Origin of the sequence: Azorhizophilus paspali (assembly GCF_043587585.2) — a bacterium.
GTDB classification, from domain to species: domain Bacteria; phylum Pseudomonadota; class Gammaproteobacteria; order Pseudomonadales; family Pseudomonadaceae; genus Azotobacter; species Azotobacter paspali.
The window spans coordinates 4,351,175-4,376,800 of the sequence record NZ_CP171449.1; the positions used below are offsets into that span (position 1 = coordinate 4,351,175).

At 65.9% G+C, this 25,626-nt stretch carries 10 protein-coding genes; 2 read left to right on the top strand and 8 right to left on the bottom strand.

What is annotated here, in order from left to right; genetic code table 11:
* Window positions 1-106: 106 nt before the first annotated feature.
* From ACGI6K_RS21235 to ACGI6K_RS21265, 7 genes are all read right to left on the bottom strand, one after another.
* Window positions 107-5,626 (bottom strand): M10 family metallopeptidase C-terminal domain-containing protein, encoded by a 5,520-nt coding sequence (locus tag ACGI6K_RS21235; RefSeq protein WP_394543132.1) that lies wholly within the window; start codon window positions 5,624-5,626, stop codon window positions 107-109.
* Between the two features lie 278 nt (window positions 5,627-5,904).
* Window positions 5,905-10,116 (bottom strand): glycosyl hydrolase family 28-related protein, encoded by a 4,212-nt coding sequence (locus ACGI6K_RS21240; RefSeq protein WP_394543135.1) that lies wholly within the window; start codon window positions 10,114-10,116, stop codon window positions 5,905-5,907.
* A gap of 276 nt (window positions 10,117-10,392) precedes the next feature.
* Window positions 10,393-12,054 carry a glycosyl hydrolase family 28-related protein gene (locus tag ACGI6K_RS21245; RefSeq protein WP_394543137.1) on the bottom strand — a complete coding sequence of 554 codons (1,662 nt, stop codon included), beginning with the start codon at window positions 12,052-12,054 and terminating at the stop codon, window positions 10,393-10,395.
* Between the two features lie 274 nt (window positions 12,055-12,328).
* Window positions 12,329-14,965 (bottom strand): M10 family metallopeptidase C-terminal domain-containing protein, encoded by a 2,637-nt coding sequence (locus tag ACGI6K_RS21250; protein WP_376942223.1) that lies wholly within the window; start codon window positions 14,963-14,965, stop codon window positions 12,329-12,331.
* A gap of 239 nt (window positions 14,966-15,204) precedes the next feature.
* Window positions 15,205-18,228: a M10 family metallopeptidase C-terminal domain-containing protein gene (locus ACGI6K_RS21255; RefSeq protein WP_377968886.1), complete on the bottom strand. Its 3,024-nt coding sequence runs from the start codon at window positions 18,226-18,228 to the stop codon at window positions 15,205-15,207.
* A 1,020-nt stretch (window positions 18,229-19,248) separates the two neighbouring features.
* Window positions 19,249-21,819 carry a glycosyl hydrolase family 28-related protein gene (locus ACGI6K_RS21260; RefSeq protein ID WP_376947483.1) on the bottom strand — a complete coding sequence of 857 codons (2,571 nt, stop codon included), beginning with the start codon at window positions 21,817-21,819 and terminating at the stop codon, window positions 19,249-19,251.
* Window positions 21,820-22,637: 818 nt separating this feature from the next.
* A complete protein-coding gene (locus tag ACGI6K_RS21265) occupies window positions 22,638-22,943 on the bottom strand; it encodes an NAD(P)-dependent oxidoreductase (protein ID WP_376947503.1) in 306 nt (101 codons plus the stop codon).
* Here ACGI6K_RS21265 and ACGI6K_RS21270 point away from each other — a divergent pair.
* Window positions 22,879-23,175, top strand: coding sequence for a hypothetical protein (locus tag ACGI6K_RS21270; protein WP_376947505.1), 297 nt, complete (start codon window positions 22,879-22,881; stop codon window positions 23,173-23,175). The genes ACGI6K_RS21265 and ACGI6K_RS21270 overlap by 65 nt on opposite strands.
* Window positions 23,176-23,459: 284 nt before the next feature.
* Here the strand turns inward: ACGI6K_RS21270 and ACGI6K_RS21275 are convergent, their stop codons facing one another.
* Window positions 23,460-24,245 carry an IclR family transcriptional regulator gene (locus ACGI6K_RS21275; protein WP_376947501.1) on the bottom strand — a complete coding sequence of 262 codons (786 nt, stop codon included), beginning with the start codon at window positions 24,243-24,245 and terminating at the stop codon, window positions 23,460-23,462.
* Between the two features lie 226 nt (window positions 24,246-24,471).
* Between ACGI6K_RS21275 and ACGI6K_RS21280 the strand changes: the two genes are divergently transcribed.
* Window positions 24,472-25,623, top strand: a complete 1,152-nt coding sequence (locus tag ACGI6K_RS21280; protein ID WP_376947481.1) for an efflux RND transporter periplasmic adaptor subunit — start codon at window positions 24,472-24,474, stop codon at window positions 25,621-25,623.
* The last annotated feature ends 3 nt before the right edge of the window (window positions 25,624-25,626 follow it).

Here is a 25,626-nt window from a genome sequence, read left to right on the forward strand (position 1 = left end):
CGCGAGCCGCGACGGGCGAACCCGGAAGAAAAGAAAGGCACACGGTGGGCGACTGGCATCGCCCACCCGCGGGTTGCCGCGGCATGCCTCGCCGCGGCGTCCCGCGTCAGACGACCGGCTGCTCCTCGGCCGGCGTGCTGCCGACTACCTCGATTCCGGTGGCCGCGGCCGCCGTGGCGAAGATGAAGTCGCTCGCATCGAGCTGGTCGGCGTGGTTGCCCTCCAGGGCGATCTCGAAACGATTGCCTTCGGCGTCGCCGCCAAGATCCTTCAGGTAGGTCTTGGTGCCGGCGCCGTTCAGTACTATCGCCAAGGTGCCGTCGTAACCATTGCCCAGCCCGGTGTAGCCGAGCGCGGAGAGGTCGATCAGGTCGGTGCCGTGGGTGAAGTCGGCGATGCTGTCGGTGACGTTCGCCCCGCTGTTGTAGTTGCGGAAGCTGTCGAGCGCGTCGCCGAAGCGGAAGATGTCGCTGCCGCTGCCACCGCTCAGGGTGTCGCGCCCCGCCCCACCGTCGAGGATGTCGTTACCGGCACCGCCGTTCAGGCTGTCGTTGCCGGCCCCACCGAGCAATTCCTCGGCCGCGCTGCTGCCGGAAAGCGTGTCATTGCCGCCGCCGCCAGCCAGCACGACGCGCTCGTCGAAAACGAGGTGGGACTCGTCGAGTCCGGACAGGTCGCCGTCCATGGAAAGCTCGAAGCGCTCGCCGGCGGCATTCGCCTCGTAGCTCTTCAGGTAGGTGCGGGTGCCGGCGCTGTTCACCTGCAGCGCCAGGGTATTGCCGTAGCCGTTGCCCAGACCGCCGAAGCCGAGCCCGGACAGGTCGATGCGGTCGTCGGCCAGGTTGAAGTCAGTGATCAGGTCGGTGAAGTTCGAGCTGGCGGTACGGTAGCTGTCGGTCAGTTCGCTGAAGCGGAACACGTCGGCCCCGGACCCGCCGGCCAGCGTGTCGCGCCCGGCGCCGCCGTGGATCACCTCGTTGGCGGCCGTGCCCTGCAAGCTGTCGTTGCCGGCGCTGCCCTCGAGGAGTTGCTGGCCGCTGGGCGTGGCGAAGATGAAATTCTCGTTGCCGAGCAGTCCCTGGTAGTTACCGTCGAGGGAAAACTCGAAGCGGTAGCCGTTGGCGTCGGTCTCGTAGCTCTTCACGTAAGTGCGGTCGCCGGCGCTGTTGAACGCCAGGACGAGAGTGCCGTTGTAGCCGTCGCTCAGCCCGGTGAAGCCCAGCGCCGATACGTCGAGCTTGTCTTCACCCACCACGAAGTCGGTGATGCGATCGCCCTGGTTGTCGCCGGTGGTGTAGTTGCGCTGGCTGTCGGACAGCGCCTCGAAGCGGAACACGTCGGCTCCGGCGCCGCCGGTAAGGCTGTCGCTCCCCGCGCCGCCGACCAGGATGTCGTCGCCGCCGGCGCCGTCGAGCGTGTCGTTGCCGGCATGGCCGAGCAACGTCTCGGCGACCGAGGTGCCGAGCAGGGCGTTGTTGCCGGCATCCCCCTCGATGGCGGGGCGCCCGAAAATCAGGTTGCTGGCATCGAGCAGGCCGACGAAGTTGCCGTCCAGGGCGATCTCGAAGCGCCGCCCCTCGGCGTCCGCCTCCAGGCTCTTCAGGTAGGTACGGCTACCGTCGGAACCGGTGGTCACCAGCAGGGTGCCGTCATAGCCGTCGCCCAGGCCGGTGAAGCCCAGCGCGGAGAGGTCGATGCGGTCCTGGGCGGGATCGAAGTCGGTGATCAGGTCGGTGAAGCTGGCGCTGGTGGTGCGGTGACTGTCCTCGCGGGCAGAGAAGCGGAAGGTGTCGGCGCCCGCGCCGCCGGTCAGGGTATCGCGCCCCGCCCCGCCGTCGAGGATGTCGTTACCGGCGCCGCCGTCCAGGCGATCGGCGCCATCCAGCCCGAGCAGCGTCTCGTGGGCGTCGCTGCCAGTCAGCGTGTCGTTGCCGGTCGTGCCTTCGAGGGTCGCCTGCTGGCCGGTGCCGGGCTGGTCGGAGACGATCGAGTGGGCGCCATTCAGCCGTACCGCCCCGCTCTGCACGCCGTCGATGCTGTTGGCGTAGAGGCTGCTGTAGTCGGTGCCGTCGTTGCGCTCCTCGATACCGTAGGTGGAGTTGGCCGAACCGCTGATGACGTTGCCTTCGATCCAAGTGCCGGTGGTGGCGTAGAAGTTGCCGGACACTCCAACATCGTTGAAAGACTGCAGCAGGACTTCGGCATAGGCGACGTTCTGCGCGTTGTCGTGGATCTGGTTGTTGAGGATCCGCACGTCCTCCGTGCCGTATAGGCGCACGCCGGAGTAACCATTGCCGTAGATCTCGGCGTTCTGCACGGTGACGTCATGGGTCATCTTCAGCAGCACGCCTTCCAGGGCGTTGTCGTAGTAAGCGCCGCCGTCGATCAGGATATCGGTCGGCTGGGCCAGGTCCTCCGCTCCCCGCTGCACCACCAAGCCGGCGCCGCCGTTGCCGTAGGCGACGTTGTTGGTCATGACGAAATCGTGGGTGCTGGTGACCACGTTGAAGCCGTGGCGGTCGTTGTTGTAGGCGACGTTGTTTTCGAACACGCTGTCGACCAGGTAGTCGGCGACGAAACCGTCGAGGCCGTTGTCGTGGGCCACGCTGTCGCGGATCGTCAGGTTGATGGTCTGCTCGTGCGGATCGAAACCGTAACCGGACATTTCGCGGATTTCCACCCGCTCCAGGGTCACGTTGCGGTCGGCGCCGTCCTGGCCTGGGATGTAGCCGTTGAACCAGCCGTCGACCTTGCCGCTGGTGTTGTCGCGGTTGCCGTCGAGGGTCAGGTCGCGCATGCCGAAGTTGCTGGTCTCCTCGCCATAGGCCGAGCGGACCATGCCGGTGATCTTCTGGTCGGAGCCGTCGACCAGCTTGATCACCGTCTCGCCTATGCCGTCGCCGACCAGATAGACGCCGTCCTTGAGCATCAGGCAGCCGTCGCCTGGGTCCCCGGTGGGGCTGACCCGGTACTCGCCGGCCGGCAGGTAGACGGTGCCGCCACCGGCGGCGTAGGCGGCGTCGATCGCCGCCTGGATAGCCGGCCGGTCGTCGCTGACGCCGTCGCCCAGCGCGCCGAAGTCCTTGGCATCGAATACGCGAGGCTCGAGGATCACGTTGTCGCTGTCCAGTTGGCCGCTGAAGTCGCCGTCCAGAGCGATCTCGAAGCGCTGGCCGTCGGCATCGGCCTCGAGGCTCTTCAGGTAGGTGCGGGTGCCCGCGGCGTTGACCTGCAGCAGCAGGGTGCCGTCGTAGCCATTGCCGAAACCGCTGAAGCCCAGCGCGGACAGGTCGATGCGATCTTGGGCAGGATCGAAGTCGGTGATCAAGTCGGAGAAGCTGGCGCTGTCGGTGCGGTAGCTGTCGGTACGCGTGGCGAACAGGAAGGTGTCGGCACCCGTGCCACCGGTCAGGGTGTCGCGCTCCGCCCCACCTTTGAGGACATCGTCGCCGGCGCCGCCGTTCAGGCTGTCCCGGCCGCCCAGACCGAGGAGCAGTTCGTTGGCCCCGGTCCCTTGTAAGGTGTCGTTGCCGTCGGTTCCCTCGATGGTCGCCTGTTCCGGGGGCGTGGCGAAGATGAACTGTTCGGCGCCGAGCAGCCCCTGGTAGTTGCCCGCGAGGGAAAGCTCGAAGCTGTAGCCGTTGGCGTCGGTGTCGTAACTCTTCAGATCGGTGCGGTCGCCAGCGCTGTTGAGCACCACGGCGAGGGTGCCATTGCGGCCGTTGCCCAGCCCGGTGAAGCCCAGCGCCGACACGTCGATTTTGTCTTCGCCTACGGCGAAGTCGATGATGTAATCGGCCTGGTTGTCGCCGGTGGTGTAATTGCGCTGGCTGTCGGACAGTGTCTCGAAGCGGAACACGTCCGCCCCGGTGCCGCCGGTCAGGGTATCGCGTCCGGCGCCGCCGACCAGGAGGTCGTTGCCGGCCTCGCCGTCGAGCGTGTCGTTGCCGCCGTAGCCCAGGAGAGTTTCCCCGGCGTCGGTGCCGAGCAGATTGTCGTTGCCCTCGGTGCCGGTAACCGCAGCGGCGTCGAACAACAGGTTGTCATCGTTGAACTGGTCGACGAAGTTGCCGTCCAGGGCGATCTCGAAGCGCCGGCCCTGGGCGTCCGCCTCGTAGCTTTTCAGGTAGGTGCGGGTGCCGCCGGAGCCGATGGTTACCGCCAGGGTGCCTTCATAACCGTTGCCCAGACCGGTGAAGCCCAGTAAGGAGAGGTCGATGCGGTCCTGGGCGGGATCGAAGTCGGTGATCAGGTCGGTGAAGCTGGCGCTGGTGGTGCGGTGACTGTCCTCGCGGGCAGAGAAGCGGAAGGTGTCGGCGCCCGCGCCGCCGGTCAGGGTATCGCGCCCCGCCCCGCCGTCGAGGATGTCGTTGCCGGCGCCGCCGTTCAGGCGATCGTTGCCGTCCAGCCCGAGCAGCGTCTCGTGGGCGTCGGTCCCGCCGAGCGTGTCGTTGCCGGTCGTGCCTTCGAGGGTTGCCTGCTGGCCGGTGCCGGGCTGGTCGGAGACCTTGGAATTGGCGCCGTAGAGCCGTACCGCCCCGGTCTGCACGCCGTCAATGATGTTGGCGTAGAGGCTGCTGTAGTCGGTGCCGTCGGCGCGCTCCTGGATGCCGTAGGTGGAGTTGGCCGAGCCGACGATGGTGTTGCCCTCGATCCAGGTGCCGGTGGTGGTATAGAAGTTGCCGGACACCCCGGCGGTGTCGTCGTAGGACTGCAGCAAGACTTCGGCATAGGCGCCGTTCTGCGCATTGTCGTGGATCTGGTTATCGAGAATCTGCACGTCCTGGGCGCCGTAGACGCGCACCCCGTACAGGCCGTTGCCGTAGATCTCGGCATTCTGCAGGGTGACGTCGTGGGTCATCTTGAGCTGCACGCCTTCCAGGGCGTTGTCGTAGTAGGCGCCGCCGTCGATCAGGATGTCGTAGGGATGGGGCAGGTTGTAGGAGCCGCGCTGCACCACCAAGCCGGCGCCGCCGTTGCCGTAGGCGACGTTGTTGCTCAGCGTGAAGTCGTGGGTGCTGGTGACCACGTTGAAGCCGTGGCGGTCGTTGTTGTACGAGACGTTGTTCTCGAACACCCCGCCGACCTGATAGTCGGCGACGAAGCCGTCGAGGCTGTTGTCGTGGGCCACGCTGTCGCGGATCGTCAGGTTGATGGTCTGCTCGTGGGGGTCGAAACCGTAACCGGACATTTCGCGGATTTCCACCCGCTCCAGGGTCACGTCGCGGTCGGCGCCGTCCTCGCCGGGAATGTAGCCGTTGAACCAGCCGTCGACCTTGGCGGACAGGTTGTCGCGGTTGCCGTCGAGGGTCAGGTCGCTTACGCCGAAGTTGCTGGTTTCCTCGCCGTAGGCCGAGCGCACCATGCCGGTGACGTTCTGCGTCCAGCCGTCGACCATCTTGATCACCGTCTCGCCCATCCCGGCGCCGACGATGTAGACGTTGCTTTTGATGAGCAGAGCGCCGTCGGAAGGCTCCTCGCCGCCGCTGACCCGGTACTCGCCGGCCGGCAGGTAGACGGTGCCGCCACCGGCCGCGTGGGCGGCATCGATCGCCGCCTGGATGGCCGCCGTGTCGTCGCTGACGCCATTGCCCTGTGCCCCGAAATTTTTGACGTTGTAATCCATGCTGCTTCCTGTTCCGTTAATGCTTGGCTAGAAGGCTGTCTAGGAAAAAGGAGGAAGGAAGAGTCGACTACTTGAACAAGCCTTTCCCGTCTCCGGCTTTGCATACGGCGAACCTTTTCCTCGCGCCCGACGCACTCCGGCGAGCGTCGCCTTCAGGGAGAAACAAGGCCGGGAGAGCGAACAAGCGAAGCGGCGCACACGTTGCTGTGCCTGAGACTGATCAAAAGGCCATTGGTTCGCCCGGCCGGAATGGCCGGGCGGGTGTGGGCGGAGTCGGATCAGGCGAGTTGATCGGTCTGGGTGCCGCTGCCGCCGACCACCTCCAACTCTGTGGCGGCGGGATCGCTGCTCGCCACGGCGGCCGAGCCGTCGTCGGCGAAAACTACATTGGTGGCGGAAAGATCGCCCGTGTGGTCGCCGTCCAGGGCGACCTCGAAGCGCCGGCCCTCGACGTCCTCCTCGTAGCTCTTGAGGTAGGTACGGGTTCCGGCGCTGCTGAGCTGCACCAGCAGGGTGCCGTCGTAGCCGTCACCGAAGCCGCTGAAGCCCAGCGCGGACAGGTCGATGCGGTCCTCGCTGGCGTCGAAGTCGAGGATCAGGTCGTTGAACACCCCCGCGTCGGTGCGGTAGCTATCGGTACGGGCGGCGAACACGAAGGTGTCGGCCCCCGTGCCGCCGGTCAAGTCGTCGCGCCCCGCTCCGCCGTCGAGCAAGTCGTCGCCGGCGCCGCCGTCCAGGCGGTCGTCACCGGCTTCGCCGTAGAGCTGGTCGTCGGCATCGCCGCCGACCAGCACGTCGTTGCCGTCGGTTCCCTGCGGCACTTCGGTGGTGCCGCTGGAAAGACTCGAATGGGCGCCGGAAAGCTGCACCGAGGCGACCTGGCCGCCACTGATGTCGTTGTCCACGAGCGTGGTGTAGTCGCTGCCGTCGTCGCGCTCCCGCACCGCATAGTTGGCGTTGTCCGAAGCGTCGATGAGATTGCTTTCGATCCGGGTGTTCAGGGTCTCGTACAGCTCACCGGTGACTTGGCTGTCGTCGAAGGCCTGCAGCAGGACTTCCGGATAGGTGCCGTTCTGCGAATTGTCGTGGATCTGGTTGTCGAGAATCCGCACGTCCTCCGTGCCGTACAGGCGCACGCCGGAGGAGCCGTTACCGTAGATCTCGGCGTTCTGCACGGTGACGTCGTGGGTCATCTTCAGCAGCACGCCTTCCAGGGCGTTGTCGTAGTAAGCGCCGCCGTCGATCAGGATATCGGTCGGCTGGGCCAGGTCCTCCGAGCCCCGCTGGATCGTCAGGCCGGCGCCGCCGTTGCCATAGGCGACGTTGTTGCTCAGCGTGAAGTCGTGGGTGCTGGTGACCACGTTGAAGCCGTGGCGGTCGTTGTTGTAGGCGACGTTGTTTTCGAACACGCTGTCGATCAGGTAGTCGGCGACGAAGCCGTCGAGGCCGTTGTCGTGGGCCACGCTGTCGCGGATCGTCAGGTTGATGGTCTGCTCGTGCGGATCGAAACCGTAACCGGACATTTCGCGGATTTCCACCCGCTCCAGGGTCACGTTGCGGTCGGCGCCGTCCTGGCCTGGGATGTAGCCGTTGAACCAGCCGTCGACCTTGCCGCTGGTGTTGTCGCGGTTGCCGTCGAGGGTCAGGTCGCGCATGCCGAAGTTGCTGGTCTCCTCGCCATAGGCCGAGCGGACCATGCCGGTGATCTTCTGGTCGGAGCCGTCGACCAGCTTGATCACCGTCTCGCCTATGCCGTCGCCGGCCAGGTAGACGCCGTCCTTGAGCATCAGGCAGCCGTCGCCTGGGTCCCCGGTGGGGCTGACCCGGTACTCGCCGGCCGGCAAGTAGACGGTGCCGCCACCGGCGGCGTAGGCGGCGTCGATCGCCGCCTGGATAGCCGGCCGGTCGTCGCTGACACCGTCGCCCAGCGCGCCGAAGTCCTTGGCATCGAATACGCGGGGCTCGAGGATCACGTTGTCGCTGTCCAGTTGGCCGCTGAAGTCGCCGTCCAGAGCGATCTCGAAGCGCCGGCCCTCGGCATCCTCCTCGTAGCTCTTGAGGTAGGTACGGGTTCCGTCACTGCTGAGCTGCACCAGCAGGGTACCGTCGTAGCCATCGCCGAAACCGTTGAAGCCCAGCCCGGACAGATCGATGCGGTCCTTGCTGGCGTCGAAGTCGAGGATCAGGTCGTTGAACACCCCCGCGTCGGTGCGGTAGCTATCGGTACGCGCGGCGAACAGGAAGGTGTCGGCACCCGTGCCGCCGGTCAGAGTGTCGCGCCCCGCTCCGCCGTCGAGGATGTCGTCGCCGGCCCCGCCGTTCAGGCTGTCCCGGCCGTCCAGGCCGAGGAGCCGCTCGTTGGCCCCGGTGCCCTGCAAGGTATCGTTGCCGTCGGTGCCTTCGATAACCGTCATCTGTCCCCCCTGAGACGTCGCGAAAACGAACTGCTCGGCGCCGAGCTGGCCCTGGTAGTTGCCCGCGAGGGAAAGCTCGAAGCTGTAGCCGTTGGCGTCGGTGTCGTAACTCTTCAGATCGGTGCGGTCGCCGGCGCTGTTGAGCACCACGGCGAGGGTGCCGTTGCGGCCGTTGCCCAGCCCGGTGAAGCCGAGCGCCGACACGTCGATTTTGTCCAGGGTCGGGTCGAAGTCGAGAATGCGGTCGGCCTGGTTGTCGCCGGTGGTGTAGTTACGCTGGCTGTCGGACAGCGTCTCGAAGCGGAACACGTCCGCCCCGGCGCCGCCGGTCAGGGTATCGTGTCCGGCGCCGCCGACCAGGAGGTCGTTGCCGGCCTCGCCGTCGAGCGTGTCGTTGCCGCCGTAGCCCAGGAGAGTTTCCCCGGCGTCGGTGCCGAGCAAATTGTCGTTGCCCTCGGTACCGGTGACCGCAGCGGCGTCGAACAACAGGTTGTCATCGTTGAACTGGTCGACGAAGTTGCCGTCCAGGGCGATCTCGAAGCGCCGGCCCTGGGCATCCGCCTCGTAGCTTTTCAGGTAGGTGCGCGTACCCTTGGCGTTGGTCTCCAGGAGCAGGGTATCGTTGTAGCCGTTGCCCAGACCGGTGAAGCCCAGCGCGGAGAGGTCGATACGGTCCTGGGCGGGATCGAAGTCGGTGATCAGATCGTTGAAGCTGGCGCTGTCGGTGCGGTGACTGTCCTCGCGGGCAGAGAAGCGGAAGGTGTCGGCGCCCGCGCCGCCGGTCAGGGTATCGCGCCCCGCCCCGCCGTCGAGGATGTCGTTGCCGGCGCCGCCGTCCAGGCGATCGGCGCCATCCAGCCCGAGCAGCGTCTCGTGGGCGTCGGTCCCGTCGAGCGTGTCGTTGCCGGTCGTGCCTTCGAGGGTTGCCTGCTGGCCGGTGCCGGGCTGGTCGGAGACCTTGGAATTGGCGCCGTAGAGCCGTACCGCCCCGGTCTGCACGCCGTCGATGCTGTTGGCGTAGAGGCTGCTGTAGTCGGTGCCGTCGGCACGCTCCTGGATGCCGTAGGTGGAGTTGGCCGAGCCGACGATGGTGTTGCCCTCGATCCAGGTGCCGGTGGTGGTATAGAAGTTGCCGGACACCCCGGCGGTGTCGTCGTAGGACTGCAGCAAGACTTCGGCATAGGCGCCGTTCTGCGCATTGTCGTGGATCTGGTTATCGAGAATCTGCACGTCCTGGGCGCCGTAGACGCGCACCCCGTACAGGCCGTTGCCGTAGATCTCGGCATTCTGCAGGGTGACGTCGTGGGTCATCTTGAGCTGCACACCTTCCAGGGCGTTGTCGTAGTAGGCGCCGCCGTCGATCAGGATGTCGTAGGGATGGGGCAGGTTGTAGGAGCCGCGCTGCACCACCAAGCCGGCGCCGCCGTTGCCGTAGGCGACGTTGTTGCTCAGCGTGAAGTCGTGGGTGCTGGTGACCACGTTGAAGCCGTGGCGGTCGTTGTTGTACGAGACGTTGTTTTCGAACACGCTGTCGATCAGGTAGTCGGCGACAAAACCGTCGAGGCCGTTGTCGTGGGCCACGCTGTCGCGGATCGTCAGGTTGATGGTCTGCTCGTGGGGGTCGAAACCGTAACCGGACATTTCGCGGATTTCCACCCGCTCCAGGGTCACGTCGCGGTCGGCGCCGTCCTGGCCGGGAATGTAGCCGTTGAACCAGCCGTCGACCTTGGCGGACAGGTTGTCGCGGTTGCCGTCGAGGGTCAGGTCGCTTACGCCGAAGTTGCTGGTTTCCTCGCCGTAGGCCGAGCGCACCATGCCGGTGACGTTCTGCGTCCAGCCGTCGACCATCTTGATCACCGTCTCGCCCATCCCGGCGCCGACGATGTAGACGTTGCTTTTGATCAGCAAAGCGCCGTCGGAAGGCTCCTCGCCGCCGCTGACCCGGTACTCGCCGGCCGGCAGGTAGACGGTGCCGCCACCGGCCGCGTGGGCGGCATCGATCGCCGCCTGGATGGCCGCCGTGTCGTCGCTGACGCCATTGCCCTGTGCTCCGAAATCCTTGACGTTGTAATTCATGATCCGCTTCCTAATACCGTCGTGTTACTCGGCCCAGGGCTGCCTGGGAAGTGGAGAATGAAGAGACGACCGCCGGAAAAGGTTTTCCCTGCCTCTGGCCTCGGGCGCGGCCAATCTGCACCTTGCGCACAAACACGCCTTTGCCGGTCGTTCCGGGGGCGGCGCTCGGGCACACAGGGACGCGCCTGTCTGTAGGTGAGATTAGATTGGAAATTTCGGGGCAGCCGACGGCAGGTCGCCTTGCCGACGACCGGCTGTGTATCGGAGCGAGACGCGCTAGACGATCGTCCCGGCCTGCGTGCCGCTGTCGCCGAGCACTTCGAGTTCGGTGGTCGTCCCGGTCGCGGCGAAGACCACATTGGCGTCGGAAAGATCGCCCGTGTGGTCGCCGTCTAGGGCGACCTCGAAGCGCCGTCCCTCGGCATCCGCCTCGAAGCTTTTCAGGTAGGTGCGTGTGCCCTCGTCGTTGGTCTTCAGCAGCAGGGTGTCGCTATAGCCGTCGCCCAGGCCGGAAAAGCCCAGCGCGGACAGGTCGATGCGATCCTCGCTGGCCTCGAAGTCGAGGATCAGGTCGTTGAACACCCCCGTGTCGGTACGGTAGCTGTCCTCGCGGGCGGAGAACACGAAGGTGTCGGCGCCCGCGCCGCCGTTCAGCCGGTCGCGCCCGGCGCCGCCGTCGAGGATGTCGTCGCCGGCCCCGCCGTCCAGGCGATCGGCGCCAGAGCCCCCCTGGAGCTGGTCGTCCGCGTCGCCGCCGACCAGTGGCTCGCCGTCGCTTTCCGCGGACGGCTGTTGCGGTGTCGCGCCGGGTTCGCCGGATACCGTCGAGTGAGATCCGTACAGTTGGATGGGCTGTTGCACCCCGGCGATGTCATTGTCGATCACGCTGCTGTAGTCGGTGCCGTCGTTGCGCTCCTGGATGCCGTAGGTGGAGTTGGCCGAACCGGCGATGGTGTTGCCCTCGACCCGAGTGTTCAGGGTCGTGTAGTAGGTGCTGGACGCCCCGACGGTATCGTCGAAGGATTGCAGCAGGATCTCGGGCACGGCGGCCGCCTGCGCGTTGTCGTGGATCTGGTTGTTGAGGATCCGCACGTCCTCCGTGCCGTACAGGCGCACGCCGGAGGAGCCGTTGCCGTAGATCTCGGCGTTCTGCACGGTGACGTCGTGGGTCATTTTCAGCAGCACGCCTTCCAGGGCGTTGTCGTAGTAAGCGCCGCCGTCGATCAGGATATCGGTCGGCTGGGCCAGGTCCTCCGCTCCCCGCTGCACCACCAAGCCGGCGCCGCCGTTGCCGTAGGCGACGTTGTTGGTCATGACGAAATCGTGGGTGCTGGTGACCACGTTGAAGCCGTGGCGGTCGTTGTTGTAGGCGACGTTGTTTTCGAACACGCTGTCGACCAGGTAGTCGGCGACGAAACCGTCGAGGCCGTTGTCGTGGGCCACGCTGTCGCGGATCGTCAGGTTGATGGTCTGCTCGTGCGGATCAAAACCGTAACCGGACATTTCGCGGATTTCCACCCGCTCCAGGGTCACGTTGCGGTCGGCGCCGTCCTGGCCTGGGATGTAGCCGTTGAACCAGCCGTCGACCTTGCCGCTGGTGTTGTCGCGGTTGCCGTCGAGGGTCAGGTCGCGCATGCCGAAGTTGCTGGTCTCCTCGCCATAGGCCGAGCGGACCATGCCGGTGATCTTCTGGTCGGAGCCGTCGACCAGCTTGATCACCGTTTCGTCCATGCCGTCGCCGGCCAGGTAGACGCCGTCCTTGAGCATCAGGCAGCCGTCGCCTGGGTCCCCGGTGGGGCTGACCCGGTACTCGCCGGCCGGCAAGTAGACGGTGCCGCCACCGGCGGCGTAGGCGGCGTCGATCGCCGCCTGGATGGCGGCCCGGTCGTCGCTGACGCCGTCGCCCAATGCACCGAAATCCTTGACGTTGTAATTCATATCTCCACTTCCCAGTTCCGAGAGGAGCAGCCGAAGCTGCCTGAAAAAAGTGGGGCGGGAAGAGACAACGCCCGAACGGGCCGGTCCCGACTCCGGTTACAACGCGACTGCCTGGCCCTTGCACAGAGTGCCTCGTGGCGGTCTTTCGAAGCGGCCCGGAAAGGCGCTCGGATGAAACGGCCTACGCGCTTATCTAGGTGAGAGTGAAGCAGCCTTCATCCGTTCGCCCGGCCGTCGGCGAACGGCGCACTCGCCGACGGCTGGAGGCGCCGTCTCAGACGGCCGGATCGTCCGGCTGGCCGCTGGCGCCAATCACCCCGAGTTCGCCGGCCGCGGGGTCGCCTGCCGTAGGGTCGGTCGCGGCGAAGACGATGTTGTCGGCCGACAGCGCAGCGGCATGGTCGCCATCCAGGCTGACCCCGAAGGAGCGGCCCTCGGCATCCGCCTCATAGCTCTTCAGGTAGGTGCGCGTGCCGTCGTCGCTGACACTCACTGCCAGGGTGCCGGCATAGCCGTTGCCCAGGCCGGTGAAGCCGAGCGCCGACACGTCGATCTTGTCCTGGCTCGGATCGAAGTCGAGGATGCGGTCGCTGAAGGTCCCCAGCGGCGAGCGGTGGCTGTCCTCGCGCAGACTGAAGCGGAAGGTGTCGGCGCCCTCGCCGCCGCTCAGCTTGTCGCGCCCGGCGCCGCCGTCGAGCAGGTCGTTGCCGGCATAGCCGTATAACCGGTCGGCACCGCCGCCGCCGAGGATCTGCTCGCTGCCCAGGGTGCCGTGCAGTTCGTCGCCGAGGTCGCTGCCGACCACCGGCGCTCCCTCGACATTGGGATCGACCGGCACGGGCGTGGCGAACAGGATGTTGTCGGCCGACAGCGCAGCGGCATGGTTGCCCTGCAGGCTGACCCCGAAGGAGCGGCCTTCGGCATCCGTCTCGTAGCTCTTCAGGTAGGTGTGCGAGCCGTCGACGCTGGTGGTCACCGCCAGGGTGCCGGCGTAGCCGTTGCCCAGGCCGGTAAAGCCGAGCGCCGACACGTCGAGCTTGTCCTGGTTCGGATCGAAGTCGAGGATCTGGTCGCTGAAGTTGCCCAGCGTCGAGCGGTGGCTGTCCTCGCGCAGACTGAAGCGGAAGGTGTCGGCGCCCTCGCCGCCGCTCAGCTTGTCGCGCCCGGCGCCGCCGTCGAGCACATCGGCACCGCCATAGCCGTACAGCCGGTCGGCGCCGCCGCCGCCGCTTATTTCCTCGCCGAGCACGGTGCCGTGCAACTGGTCGTCGAGATCGCTGCCGACGATCGGCGCTCCCTCGACGCTGGGACCGACCGGGGTGGGCGCGGCGAAGACGATGTTGCCCGCCGACAGGGTCGCGGCATGGTTGCCGTCCAGCGCCAGCTCGAAGGAGCGGCCCTGGGCGTCCGCGTCGTAGCTCTTCAGGTAGGTACGCAGGCCGTCGGCGCTGAGGCTCACCGCCAGGGTGCCGGCGTAGCCGTTGCCCAGGCCGGTGAAGCCGAGCGCCGACACATCGATCTTGTCCTGGTTCGGGTCGAAGTCGAGGATCAGGTCGCTGAAGTTGCCCAGCGGCGAGCGATGACTGTCCTCGCGCAGGGCGAAGCGGAAGGTGTCGGCGCCCAGGCCGCCGGTCAGCCGGTCGCGCCCGGCGCCGCCGTCGAGCAGGTCGTCGCCGGCCCCGCCGTCCAGGCGATCATCGCCGGCTCCGCCGCTGATCTGCTCGCCGACGTCGCTGCCGATCAGCACGTCGTTGCCGTCGGTCCCCTGCGGCGGCGCGCTGACAGTGCCGGAGACCGTCGAATTCGGACCGTACAGATGGGCAGCCTCCTGCACGCCGTTGATGGTGTTGCCGACCAGGCTGCTGAAGTCGGTGCCGTCGTTGCGTTCCTGCACGCCGTAGGTGGAGTTGGCCGAGCCGGTGATGGTGTTGCCCTCAATCCGGGTGTTCAGGGTCGTGTAGTAGTTGCCGGACACGCCGAGAGTATCGTCGTAAGACTGCAGCAGCACTTCCGGGGCGACGGCCATCTTCGCGTTGTCGTGAATCTGGTTGCCGAGGACCTGCACGCCCTGGGCACCGTAGACGCGCACCCCGGAAGAGCCGTTGCCGTAGATATCGGCGTTCTGCACGATGACGTTGTTGCTCATCTTGACCAGCACGCCTTCCAGGCCGTTGTCGTAGTAGGCGCCGCCGTCGATCAGGACATTCTCGGGATGGGCGAGGTTTTCCGAACCCCGCTGTACCACCAGGCCGCTGCCGCCGTTGCCGTAGGCGACGTTATTGCTCAGAACGAAATCGTTGGTGCTGGTGACAATGTTGAAGCCGTGACGGTCGTTGGCGTAGGCGACGTTGTTCTCGAAGGCCCCGCCGATCTGGTAATCGGCGACGAAGCCGTCGAGGCCGTTGTGATGGGCCACGCTGTCGCGCAGTACCAGGTTGATGGTCTGCTCGTGAGGGTCGAAGCCGTAGCCGGACATCTCGCGGACCTCCACCCGCTCGATGGTCACGTTGCGATCGGCGCCCGGCTGACCGGGGGCATAGCCGTTGAACCAGCCGTCGACCTTGTCGACGGTGTTGGCGCGGTTGCCGTCCAGGGTCAGGTCACGTATGCCGAAGTTGCTGGTTTCCTCGCCAAAGGGCGAGCGGACCATGCCGGTGATCTTCTGGGCCGAGCCGTCGACCAGTTTGATCACCGTCTGGCCCATGCCGGCGCCGGCCAGGTAGACGTTGTCCCTGAGCGTCAGGCAGCCGTCGGAAGGCTCTCCGGCGGCGCTGACCCGATACTCGCCGGGCGGTAGGTAGACGGTACCGCCGCCCGCGGCGTGAGCGGCGTCGAGCGCCGCCTGGATGGCGACCCGATCATCGCTGACGCCGTTGCCCAGTGCTCCAAAATCCTTGACGTTGTAATCCATATCTCCGCTTCCCGATCCCGTATGAGGCGGCCGAAGCCGCTTGAAAAGAGGAGCGGGCGAGAACGTCCGCTCCAGCCTCTGACGTGATTGCCCGGTCCTTGCGCCTGGCGCCCGCGGCGGCCCTTAGCGAAGCCCCGCGTACGGCGCCCGGGCAAAGCATTCCTTGCGTTGCCGTGGATGAGGGGGTGGAAAGGATTCGTCCCGCGAACGGCGGTCCGCCGCTCGCGGGAAACGCCGTATCAGACGATCTGGTCCTCCGGCAGGCCGCTGACGCCTATCACTTCGAGTTCGGTGGCCACTGGAGCGGCTGCGGCGAAGACGATGTTGCTCGCTGACAGGGTCGCACTGTGGTTGCCGTCCAGCGCCAGTTCGAAGGAATGGCCCTGGGCATCCGCGTCGTAGCTCTTCAGGTAGGTGCGCAGGCCGTCGGCGCTGAGGCCTACCGCCAGGGTGCCGGCGTAGCCGTTGCCCAGACCGGTGAAGCCGAGCGCCGACACATCGATCTTGTCCTGGTTCGGGTCGAAGTCGAGGATCTGGTCGCTGAAGGCTCCCGTGGGCGAGCGGTGGCTGTCTTCGCGCAGACTGAAGCGGAAGGTGTCGGCGCCTTCGCCGCCGGTCAGCTTGTCGCGCCCGGCGCCGCCGTCGAGCAGGTCGTTGCCGGCATAGCCGTACAACTGGTCGGCGCCGCCGTTGCCGAGAATCTGCTCGCTGCCCAGGGTACCGTGCAACACGTCGTCGAGGTCGCTGCCGACCACCGGCGTCCCCTCGACGTTGGGATCGACCGGGATGGCCGCGCCGAAGACGATGTTGCCGGCCGACAGGGTCGCGGCATGGTTGCCGTCTAGCGCCAACTCGAAGCTACGCCCCTCGGCATCCACCTCGTAGCTTTTCAGGTAGGTGCGCGTCCCCTCGAGGTTGGTGGTCACCGCCAGGGTGCCAGCGTAGCCGTTGCCCAGGCCGGTGAAGCCGAGCGCCGATACGTCGATTTTGTCCTGGTTCGGGTCGAAGTCGAGGATCTGGTCGCTGAAGTTGCCCAGCGCCGAGCGGTGGCTGTCCTCGCGCAGGCTGAAGCGGAAGGTGTCGGCGCCTTCGCCGCCGGTCAGCTTGTCGCGCCCGGCGCCGCCGTCGAGCAGGTCGTTGCCGGCGTAGCCGTACAACTGGTCGGCGCCGCCGTTGCCGAGAATCTGCTCGCTGCCCAGGGTACCGTGCAACACGTCGTTGAGGTCGCTGCCGACCACCGGCGTTCCCTCGACGTTGGGATCGACCGGGATGGCCGCGCCGAACAGGATGTTATCGGCCGACAGCACGGCGGCATGGTTGCCCTGCAGGCTGATTTCGAAGGAGCGGCCTTCGGCATCCGTCTCGTAGCTCTTCAGGTAGGTGTGCGAGCCGTCGACACTGGTGGTCACCGCCAGGGTGCCGGCGTAGCCGTTGCCCAGGCCGGTGAAACCGAGCGCCGATACGTCGATCTTGTCCTGGATCGGATCGAAATCGAGGATCTGGTCGCTGAAGCTGCCCAGCGTCGAGCGGTGGCTGTCCTCGCGCAGACTGAAGCGGAAGGTGTCGGCGCCCTCGCCGCCGGTCAGCTTGTCGCGCCCGGCGCCGCCGTCGAGCACATCGGCACCGCCATAGCCGTACAGCCGGTCGGCGCCGCCGCCGCCGCTTATTTCCTCGCCGAGCACGGTGCCGTGCAACACGTCGTCGAGATCGCTGCCGACGATCGGCGCTCCCTCGACGCTGGGATCGACCGGGGTGGGCGCGGCGAAGACGATGTTGGCGGCCGACAGGGTTGCACTGTGGTTGCCGTCCAGCGCCAGCTCGAAGGAGCGGCCCTGGGCATCCGCGTCGTAGCTCTTCAGGTAGGTGCGTAGGCCGTCGGCGCTGAGGCCCACCGCCAGGGTGCCGGCGTAGCCGTTGCCCAGGCCGGTGAAGCCGAGCGCCGACACATCGATCTTGTCCTGGTTCGGGTCGAAGTCGAGGATCTGGTCGCTGAAGGCTCCCGTGGGCGAGCGGTGACTGTCCTCGCGCAGACTGAAACGGAAGGTGTCGGCGCCTTCGCCGCCGGTCAGCTTGTCGCGCCCGGCGCCGCCGTCGAGCAGGTCGTTGCCGGCATAGCCGTACAACTGGTCGGCGCCGCCGTTGCCGAGAATCTGCTCGCTGCCCAGGGTACCGTGCAACACGTCGTCGAGGTCGGTGCCGACCACCGGCGTCCCCTCGACGTTGGGATCGACCGGGATGGCCGCGCCGAAGACGATGTTGCCGGCCGACAGGGTCGCGGCATGGTTGCCGTCTAGCGCCAACTCGAAGCTACGCCCCTCGGCATCCACCTCGTAGCTCTTCAGGTAGGTGCGCGTCCCCTCGAGGTTGGTGGTCACCGCCAGGGTGCCAGCGTAGCCGTTGCCCAGGCCGGTGAAGCCGAGCGCCGATACGTCGATTTTGTCCTGGTTCGGGTCGAAGTCGAGGATCTGGTCGCTGAAGTTGCCCAGCGCCGAGCGGTGGCTGTCCTCGCGCAGGCTGAAGCGGAAGGTGTCGGCGCCTTCGCCGCCGGTCAGCTTGTCGCGCCCGGCGCCGCCGTCGAGCAGGTCGTTGCCGGCGTAGCCGTACAACTGGTCGGCGCCGCCGTTGCCGAGAATCTGCTCGCTGCCCAGGGTACCGTGCAACACGTCGTCGAGGTCGGTGCCGACCACCGGCGTTCCCTCGACGTTGGGATCGACCGGGATGGCCGCGCCGAAGACGATGTTGGCGGCCGACAACGCGGCGGCATGGTTACCCTGCAGGCTGACCTCGAAGGAGCGACCTTGGGCGTCCACCTCGTAGCTCTTCAAGTAGGTGCGTGTGCCGTCGGCGCTGGTGGTCACCGCCAGGGTGCCGGCGTAGCCGTTGCCCAGGCCGGTGAAACCGAGCGCCGATACGTCGATCTTGTCCTGGTTCGGATCGAAGTCGAGGATCTGGTCGCTGAAGTTGCCCAGCGCCGAGCGGTGGCTGTCTTCGCGCAGGCTGAAGCGGAAGATGTCGGCATCCAGGCCGCCGGTCAGGCGGTCGCGCCCGGCGCCGCCGTCGAGCACGTCGTTGCCGCCGAAGCCGTATAGGCGATCGTCCCCGGCCCCGCCGACGAGTTCCTCGCCAATTTCGGTGCCGTATAGCAGGTCGTTGCCTTCGGTACCCGCAACGGCCGTCGTTTTGATGGAAGGTCCTTCGGAGACGACCGGATTACCGTTCTCGTCGGTAGTACCTTCAACCACCAGTTGTTCTTGGCCAGACATATCGGAATCCCTCGTATTATCGTTGCTGTCGCAGTAGCCTCGGCCGGTCGTGGCCGCCCGCTACTGGGTACTTCGGAGACTGCCGTGTTGCCTTCAGCACCCTCGACTCTCCGCTGCTGGCCATTGCCTGGACCGGCTTCATGGAGCAGCGCGGGTGTGCCTGCGTACCACCGATGTCGTTCGTAGAGATTGCTGCTCGCTGCTGTCGTTATCGCGCTCCCCTACATCGTTGTTGGCATTGGTCGGGCAGCGACCCGACGGTTCAACTCCATGTGGCGATCATCGGACGGCGCCACGGGACGACGGGCCGTCCTACGGACGGCCCCATCCCGCGCTTCGTCGTGAAGCAGGTCGTTCAGAATCGGCACGCCCCCGGCGACGCGAATGCGCACGCCATCGCCGGCGTCGCCGCGATAGGTGTCGCCCTCGATCGGGGCTTTGCTCGAATGAGCGAGATTTTCCGCTTTGCGCGGGGCCGGGCCGTTACGCCTGCGGCGGGCGGCCTCGTTGCGCAAAGCGGAAGCGTGGGAGCTGGCGCTGCCGTCGTATCGACGATCCGGCATTCGCCGGCCGGCATGTGGATGCTCTTTGTCGCACGGGTGGCGCCAGGCGCTTCCCGCATGCCCACCCGATAATCGGTGGTGCGATCCCCCAGAACTTCGAAATCTCTGACCTTGTAATCCATATCCACTTCCCGACCCAGTGATATGCAGCGAAATGCTGTCTAACCGGAATGGAGTAGGAAGAGACGACTACTCGAACAGACTTTCCGTCTCTGGCCTCGACACAACCGGCCGGCCCTGCGCCTAGCGCATCTTCGACGGTCGCGCGAGGGGCTCCGAAGAGCGCCCGAATGAAACGAGCCATACGTTTCAAGGGGTGAGACTGGGGAAGAAACAGATCGGTTCGCCCGATCGTCGGCAACTGGACAGGCTTGCCGACGACTGGGAGCGTGTCGAGCCCGGACACACCGGGCCAGGGCACGTCAGGCCGGGCCGCGTCAGGCCAGGCCGAGCCGCATCAGGCAACCTGCGAGCTGCTGCCGATCACTTCGAGGGCGGTGAAGATGAAGTCGTCGTTGGAGAGCTGATCGACATAGTTACCGTCCAGGATGATCTCGAAGTGGTTGCCGTCCGCATCGCCTTCGCGGTCCTTGAGGTAGGTCTTGGTGCCCTCCCCGTTCAGGCGTACATCGAGCGTGCCGTCGTAGCCGTTGCCCAGGCCGCTATAGCCGAGGGCAGAGAGGTCGATCAGATCCTCGCCGACGGTAAAGTCGGTGATGTCGTCGACCCGGCTCGGCCCGCTACTGTAGTTGCGGAAGCTGTCCAGCGTGGCGTTGAAGCGGAACACGTCCGCGCCGCTGCCGCCGGTCAGGGTATCGCGCTCGGAACCGCCATCGAGAATATCGTCGCCGCCGCCGCCATTCAGGATGTCGCGTCCCGCGTCGCCGAGCAGCTCCTCGTTCAGCTCGGTGCCGGAAAGCTGGTCGCCGGAGCGAGTGCCCTCCAGTACCAGGCGTTCGAAGATGAGTTGCTTCTCGCCCAGGTCGGAGAAAACGCCCTTCAGAGCAATCTCGAAGCGCCGGCCGTCGGCATCCGTGTCGAAGTTCTTGAGATAGCTGTGGTTGGTTTCGCTGCTGGTCCGCAGCAGCAGGGTACCGTTGTGGCCGTCGCCCAGGCCGCTGAAGCCCAGGCTGCTGAGATCGATGCGGTCTTCGTCCGGGTCGAAATCGAGAATCAGATCGGAGAAGTTGTCGCCCGAGTTCTGGTAACTGTCGACCACGCTGGTGAAGCGGAATATGTCCGCGCCTTCGCCGCCGCTGAGCTGATCGCGCCCCAAGCCGCCGTTCAGGATGTCGTCACCGGCGCCGCCTCTCAGCATGTCGTTGCCCAGATCGCCCGCGAGGCTGTCGTTGCCGCTGCCGCCGTCGAGGATTTCCGCCATCGCGTTGCCAGTCAGGCTGTCGTCGCCCTCGGTACCAACGATGGTCTTGTGCCTGAAGACCAGGTTGCTGTTGTCTAACCGACCGACGAAGTTGCCGCCCAGGGTGAGCGAGAAATAATGGCCGGTTGCGTCCTTCTCGTAGCTCCTCAGATAGGTGTAGCTGCGGTCGCTGCTGGTCAGCACGGCCAGGGTGCCGCCGTAGCCGTCGCCCAGGCTGGTGAAGCCGAGCCCAGCGAGGTCGATGCGATCCTCGCTGGCATCGAAGTCGAGGATCTGGTCGACGACGCTGCTTTTGGCGGTGTAATAGCTGTCGCTGAGCGCCGTGAAGCGGAAGATGTCGGCGCCCTCGCCGCCTGTCAGGCGATCGCTGCCGGCACCGCCTTCGAGAACGTCGTTGCCGGCATCGCCGCTCAGGGTGTCTTTGCCGCTACCGCCTACGATCAGATCGGCGATCGGGGTACCGGCCAGCAGGTCATCGCCGGTGCTACCGTCGATGACCTGGTAGGCATCGCCCGGCCTGCCGGAGAACGTCGAGTTCGTCCCCGAGAGTTCCACGATCCCGCGTTGGGTACCGCTGACGCTGTTGTTGCTGATGCTGGTGTAGTCGGTGCCGTCGGCGCGCTCCTGAATGCCGTAGGTGGAATTGGCCGAACCGACGATGGTATTGCCCTTGATCGTGACGTTCTGCGTTTCGTAGTGGGTATCGGACGGGCCGTCGCGGTCGTCGTAGGATTCCAAGATGACTTCCGCGTTGGCCCTGCTCTGTGCGTTGTCATGGATGTAGTTGTCGAGGATCTGCACGTCCTCGACGCCCTGCACGCGCACGCCCGCGTAGCCGTTGCCGTAGATCTCGGCGCCCTGCAGGCTGACATCGGTGCTCATCTTGATCAGCACGCCTTCCTGACCGTTGTCATAGAAGGAGCCGCCCTTGATTTCCACGTTGTAGACGAAGTCCCGGTCTTCCGAGCCGCGTTGGACCACTAGGCCGTTGGCGCCGTTGCCGTAGGCGACGTTGTTGGTAAAGACGATGTCGTGACTGCTGGTGACGATGTTGAAGCCGTGGCGGCCGTTGTCGTACGAGACGTTGTTCTCGAATACGGCGTCGATCTGGAAGTCGGCGACGAAGCCGTCCTTGCCGTTGTTGTGGGCCACGCTGTCGCGGATCGTCAGGTTGATGGTCTGCTCGTGGGGATCGAAGCCGTAGCGGGATACCTCGCGGATCTCCACCCGTTCGACCGTGACGTTGTAGTCCGCGCCCTCCTTGCCGGGAATATAGCCGGTATAGAAGCCGTCGACCTCGCCTTCGTTGTTGTCCTGGTTACCGTCGATGGTCAGGTCGCTGATACCGTAATCGTGGGTTTTCTCGCCATTGGCCGAGCGGATGATGCCGGTGAGCTTTTCGTCCCACCCATTGACCAGCTTGATCACCGTCTCGCCCATGCCGGCGCCGACGATATAGACGTTGCTCTTGATGAGCAGAGCGCCGTCGGAGGCGTCGTCGCCACCGCTGACCCGATATTCGCCGGACGGCAGGTATACCGTCCCGCCCCCCGCTTTGTAGGCGGCATCTATCGCCTTCTGGATTGCTTTCGTATCGTCCTTCTTGCCATCACCCCTGGCACCAAAATCCTTAACGTTATATTCCATTGCTTCGCTTCCGTATGCCAACTGCGCAGCCGAACGCTTTTGAAGGAAATTGAGGCAGAGAAAGCCGGCTATTCGAACAGTGATCTCTGCCTCCGGCATCGTCGCAACTACTCGGCTTCCCACTACCGGCCCCTTCCCGAGCGGGCAAGAAAAGAGCTCCGGAAATCCTGGCCGACACGTTGCCGTGAGTTTTCCGACTATAAAAGCCTTTATTGGTTCTCCAAGGAATCATGAAGTTTTTTTAATGCCAAAGCGTTCTCAAATTTTCTCCGCTATCCGGCCATGACGACGGTCTCCATTGCCGGCCACCCCACCGAAATAGAGCGCATTGGGCAGAACCATGCGCGGGTGCGGGGAACGCCGGCAGGGCAATCGCATGAAATGCCCGTCCGATACCGGACTGGAAAGATTGTGTGCCTGGTCGTTGGCGTGGCCTCCGGCTCCGCTGCACCAGCTACTCGGCAAGCCGCCCATGCAGCGAAGTCGCGGCCTTCTCTCAGGAGGCGCCCTTTCAAGGTCCCGCACCTTTTCATTGGCGGCGGACCGAGGGTGCGGAATCGATACGCGGCTCTTGTCCCCAGCCCGGCGCAAACGGACCCGCTCCGGCCCGGCTGGCGAGCAGCCGCCCGGTGCCCGACCGGATTCCCTGAAAACCGCCTTTCAGGCGCTAAAGGTCGGCTCCCGGCAGTCGCCTGGCACCGGAGACGGCAATGGCTGTCCGGCGAAATGGACCCGCAGATTGGCCATGAGCAAATCGGCCATGGCCCGGCGGGTGGCCCATGTGGCGCTGGCCATGTGCGGCGTCAGCAGCACATTGTTTAGTTCGAGCAGCCCGGATGTACCCGCGGCTCGTCTTCGAACACGCTGCCGCGTCCCACGTTGACCAGGATGCCTTTGGAACCGAGGACATCGAGCACGGAAGCCTCGATCAGATGGCGGGTATCCGCTTTGCCGTTGACGCTGACCACCAGGAAGTCCACCTGCGCGGCCAACTCGTGCACGGAGGCGAAATAGCGGTAATCCACCGGACGCGGCCGGCGCCCGCAATAGACGATCGACATGTCGAACGCCGTGGCGCGGCGGGCGATGGCCAAGCCGATCCGCCCCAGACCGACGATGCCCAGGCGTGCCCCGCTGACCTTGCGCGCGAAGGGGAACGGCCTGCTCGTCCAGGCCCCTGCGGACGAAGCGATCGGCGACGGCGACACGCCGGGCGATGCCCAGCAGCATCATGGCGAAGTCGGCGACATCGTCGGTCAGCACATCCGGAGTATGGGTGACGGGAATGCCACGCGCTTCGGCGGCCCGCACATCGACGCCATCGTAACCGACACCGAACACCAGGATAATTTTTAGCGCCGGCAGGCGATCGAGCAGTTCGCGGCTCATCCGCGATTCGCCGTTGGCGACCAGGGCACGGATATCCGCGGCGGCGGCGCCCAGGTCCGCGCCGCTCTCAAACCCTTCGAGCACCCGGTAATCCGCGTACAAGCGCTCGCTCAGGAGGTCGGGCAGACGGGCGATTCAGCACATTCGGTTTCACCGGTGGCTCCTCGAAGCGTAAGACTCCCCCCAAGGGGGAATTGCCCGTGGTTGCAGCCGGCATGAAACGTCCAGGCCACGCTTGGCGGCCGGGCGGTTCAACGCCGGCAAGCGGTACCGCCGATCGCCCGCTCGATGTCGCGCTTGCAGGCCAGCAGCGCCTCGCGGATGGCCTCGACGCGCCGGGCGGCGCGCGCGGTGGGCAATACCACGGAGATGGCGTAGCGGCCCAGGTAGGTGTTCAAAGACACCGAGCCGCCGCTGATGCCTTCGCAGAACTCCCCGTGGTCGAAGGTGAAGCCGGTCTTGCGGATCTCCACCAGCTCGGCCAGCAGGGCTGGCAGGTCGCGGGTGTTGCGGGTCATCTGCGGCAGCGGATCGGGCAAAAGGTCGCGCACGGCGGCGGCGTCGAGGCCGGCCAGCAGCACCTTGCCGGCAGAGGTCGAGTGCATGGGGGCGAAGACGCCGATGGGAAAGACCACGCGCAGGTCGCGCTCGGCGACGATGCGGTCGATCACCTGGATCTTCTCGCCGGCCTGCTTGGACAGGGACACCGACTCCTGCAGCCGGTTCGACAGGCACTCCAGATAGGGCCGCACCAGGGAAATGATGTCGGTCTGGGTCTGGTAGACCAGTTGGCCCACCGCCGCGCCCAGGCGGAAGCCGCCGCTGGGCCCCATGGCCTCGACCAGGTATTCGGCCTCCAGCGCGCAGACGATGCGCTGCACGGTGGAGCGCGGCAATTTCACTGCTTGGGCGATGGCCGCCAGGCTGAGTCCCTGCGGATGCTCGCCCAGGGTACGCATGATCGCCGCGGCACGGGCGATCACCTGAATGCCGCCCACCTTGCCCTCTTCGCCGCTTTCCGGCGCCTCTCTGGTCATCACTTGGTTACTTGTCATAATGATTGCGGACCTTACGGTCATCCCACCGGCACGGAATTGCCCATGCCGCCCTCTTCCAGGTTCGGCCGGTTTCTTTCTCCCGTTACAGGTTTTTACGAATCTGGCCTGCCCTGCAAAAACCACCTAATGGTACACTGAACCACGATTCGATACACTACCGCTCCTCGTCCGTCTTCATCTCCTTCCATTGCCAGGAGGCCCGTCCGTGAAACGCAGAGCTCCGCTCCCCTTCATCCACAGCCTGCCGCTGGCCCTGATCCTGTCGCTGGCTGCCTGCAAGGAGGCCGAGCAGGCGGCCGCTCCCGCGCCGCCGCCCACGGAAGTCGGGGTCTACACCGTACAGGCCCGGCCACTGATGCTGACCACCGAGCTGCCGGGCCGTACCACGGCCTTCCGCGTCGCCGAAGTACGCCCGCAAGTCGGCGGCATCCTTCAGGAGCGCCTGTTCACCGAAGGCACCGAGGTCAAGAAGGGCCAGCAGCTCTACCAGATCGACCCGCGCACCTACGAGGCGGAACTGGCCCGCAGCGAGGCCAATCTGGTCAACGCCGAGAATCTGGCCAGGCGCTACGAGCGCCTGCTGAAGACCAGCGCGGTCAGCCGCCAGCAGTACGACGACGCCATCTCCGCCCTGAAGCAGGCCCAGGCCGATGCGCGGGTCAGGCGCATCGACGTGCAGTACACCAAGGTGCTGGCGCCGATCACCGGGCGCATCGGCCGCTCGATCATCACCGAGGGCGCCCTGGTCACCCCCGGCCAAACCCAGGCACTAACCATGGTGCACCAGCTCGATCCGATCTACGTCGACGTCACCCAGCCGATCACTCTCATCCTCCGCCTGCGCAACGCGATGGAGTCCGGCCGCCTGCAGAGCGCCGGTCCCGACCAGGCCGAGGTCAACCTGACCCTGGAAGACGGCAGCACCTACCCGCACACCGGTACCCTCAAGTTCTCCGAGGTCAACGTCGACCAAGGCACCGGCTCGGTGACCGTGCGCGCGATCTTCCCCAACCCCGAACGCAAGCTGCTGCCCGGCATGTTCGTGCACGCCCAGCTCAAGGAGGGCGTGAAGCAGGACGCCATCCTAATCCCGCAGCAGGCGGTCATCCGCGACACCCGCGGGGTCGCCAACACCTGGGTGGTCAAGGAGGACAACAGCGTCGAGCTGCGCGAAGTGGAAACCCTGCGCACCGTGGGCAACGCCTGGCTGGTCGGCAAGGGTCTGGTCAGCGGCGAGCGGGTGGTCGTCGAAGGTATCCAGCGAGTGCGCGGCGGCGTCACGGTCAGGGCGGTCGAGGCCGGCAACATCAATCTGGTCGCCGACTTCGCAGCCGGCGCCAGCCAAGGGGGACGCTGATCC

Excerpts from the sequence above, each read along its gene's own strand:
- ACGI6K_RS21250 (WP_376942223.1), bottom strand. The coding sequence starts at position 14,965 with ATGGATTACAACGTCAAGGATTTTGGAGCACTGGGCAACGGCGTCAGC.
- ACGI6K_RS21270 (WP_376947505.1), top strand. The coding sequence starts at position 22,879 with ATGTCGAACGCCGTGGCGCGGCGGGCGATGGCCAAGCCGATCCGCCCC.
- ACGI6K_RS21260 (WP_376947483.1), bottom strand. The coding sequence starts at position 21,819 with ATGGAATATAACGTTAAGGATTTTGGTGCCAGGGGTGATGGCAAGAAG.
- ACGI6K_RS21240 (WP_394543135.1), bottom strand. The coding sequence starts at position 10,116 with ATGAATTACAACGTCAAGGATTTCGGAGCACAGGGCAATGGCGTCAGC.
- ACGI6K_RS21275 (WP_376947501.1), bottom strand. The coding sequence starts at position 24,245 with ATGACCAGAGAGGCGCCGGAAAGCGGCGAAGAGGGCAAGGTGGGCGGC.
- ACGI6K_RS21245 (WP_394543137.1), bottom strand. The coding sequence starts at position 12,054 with ATGAATTACAACGTCAAGGATTTCGGTGCATTGGGCGACGGCGTCAGC.
- ACGI6K_RS21255 (WP_377968886.1), bottom strand. The coding sequence starts at position 18,228 with ATGTCTGGCCAAGAACAACTGGTGGTTGAAGGTACTACCGACGAGAAC.
- ACGI6K_RS21235 (WP_394543132.1), bottom strand. The coding sequence starts at position 5,626 with ATGGATTACAACGTCAAAAATTTCGGGGCACAGGGCAATGGCGTCAGC.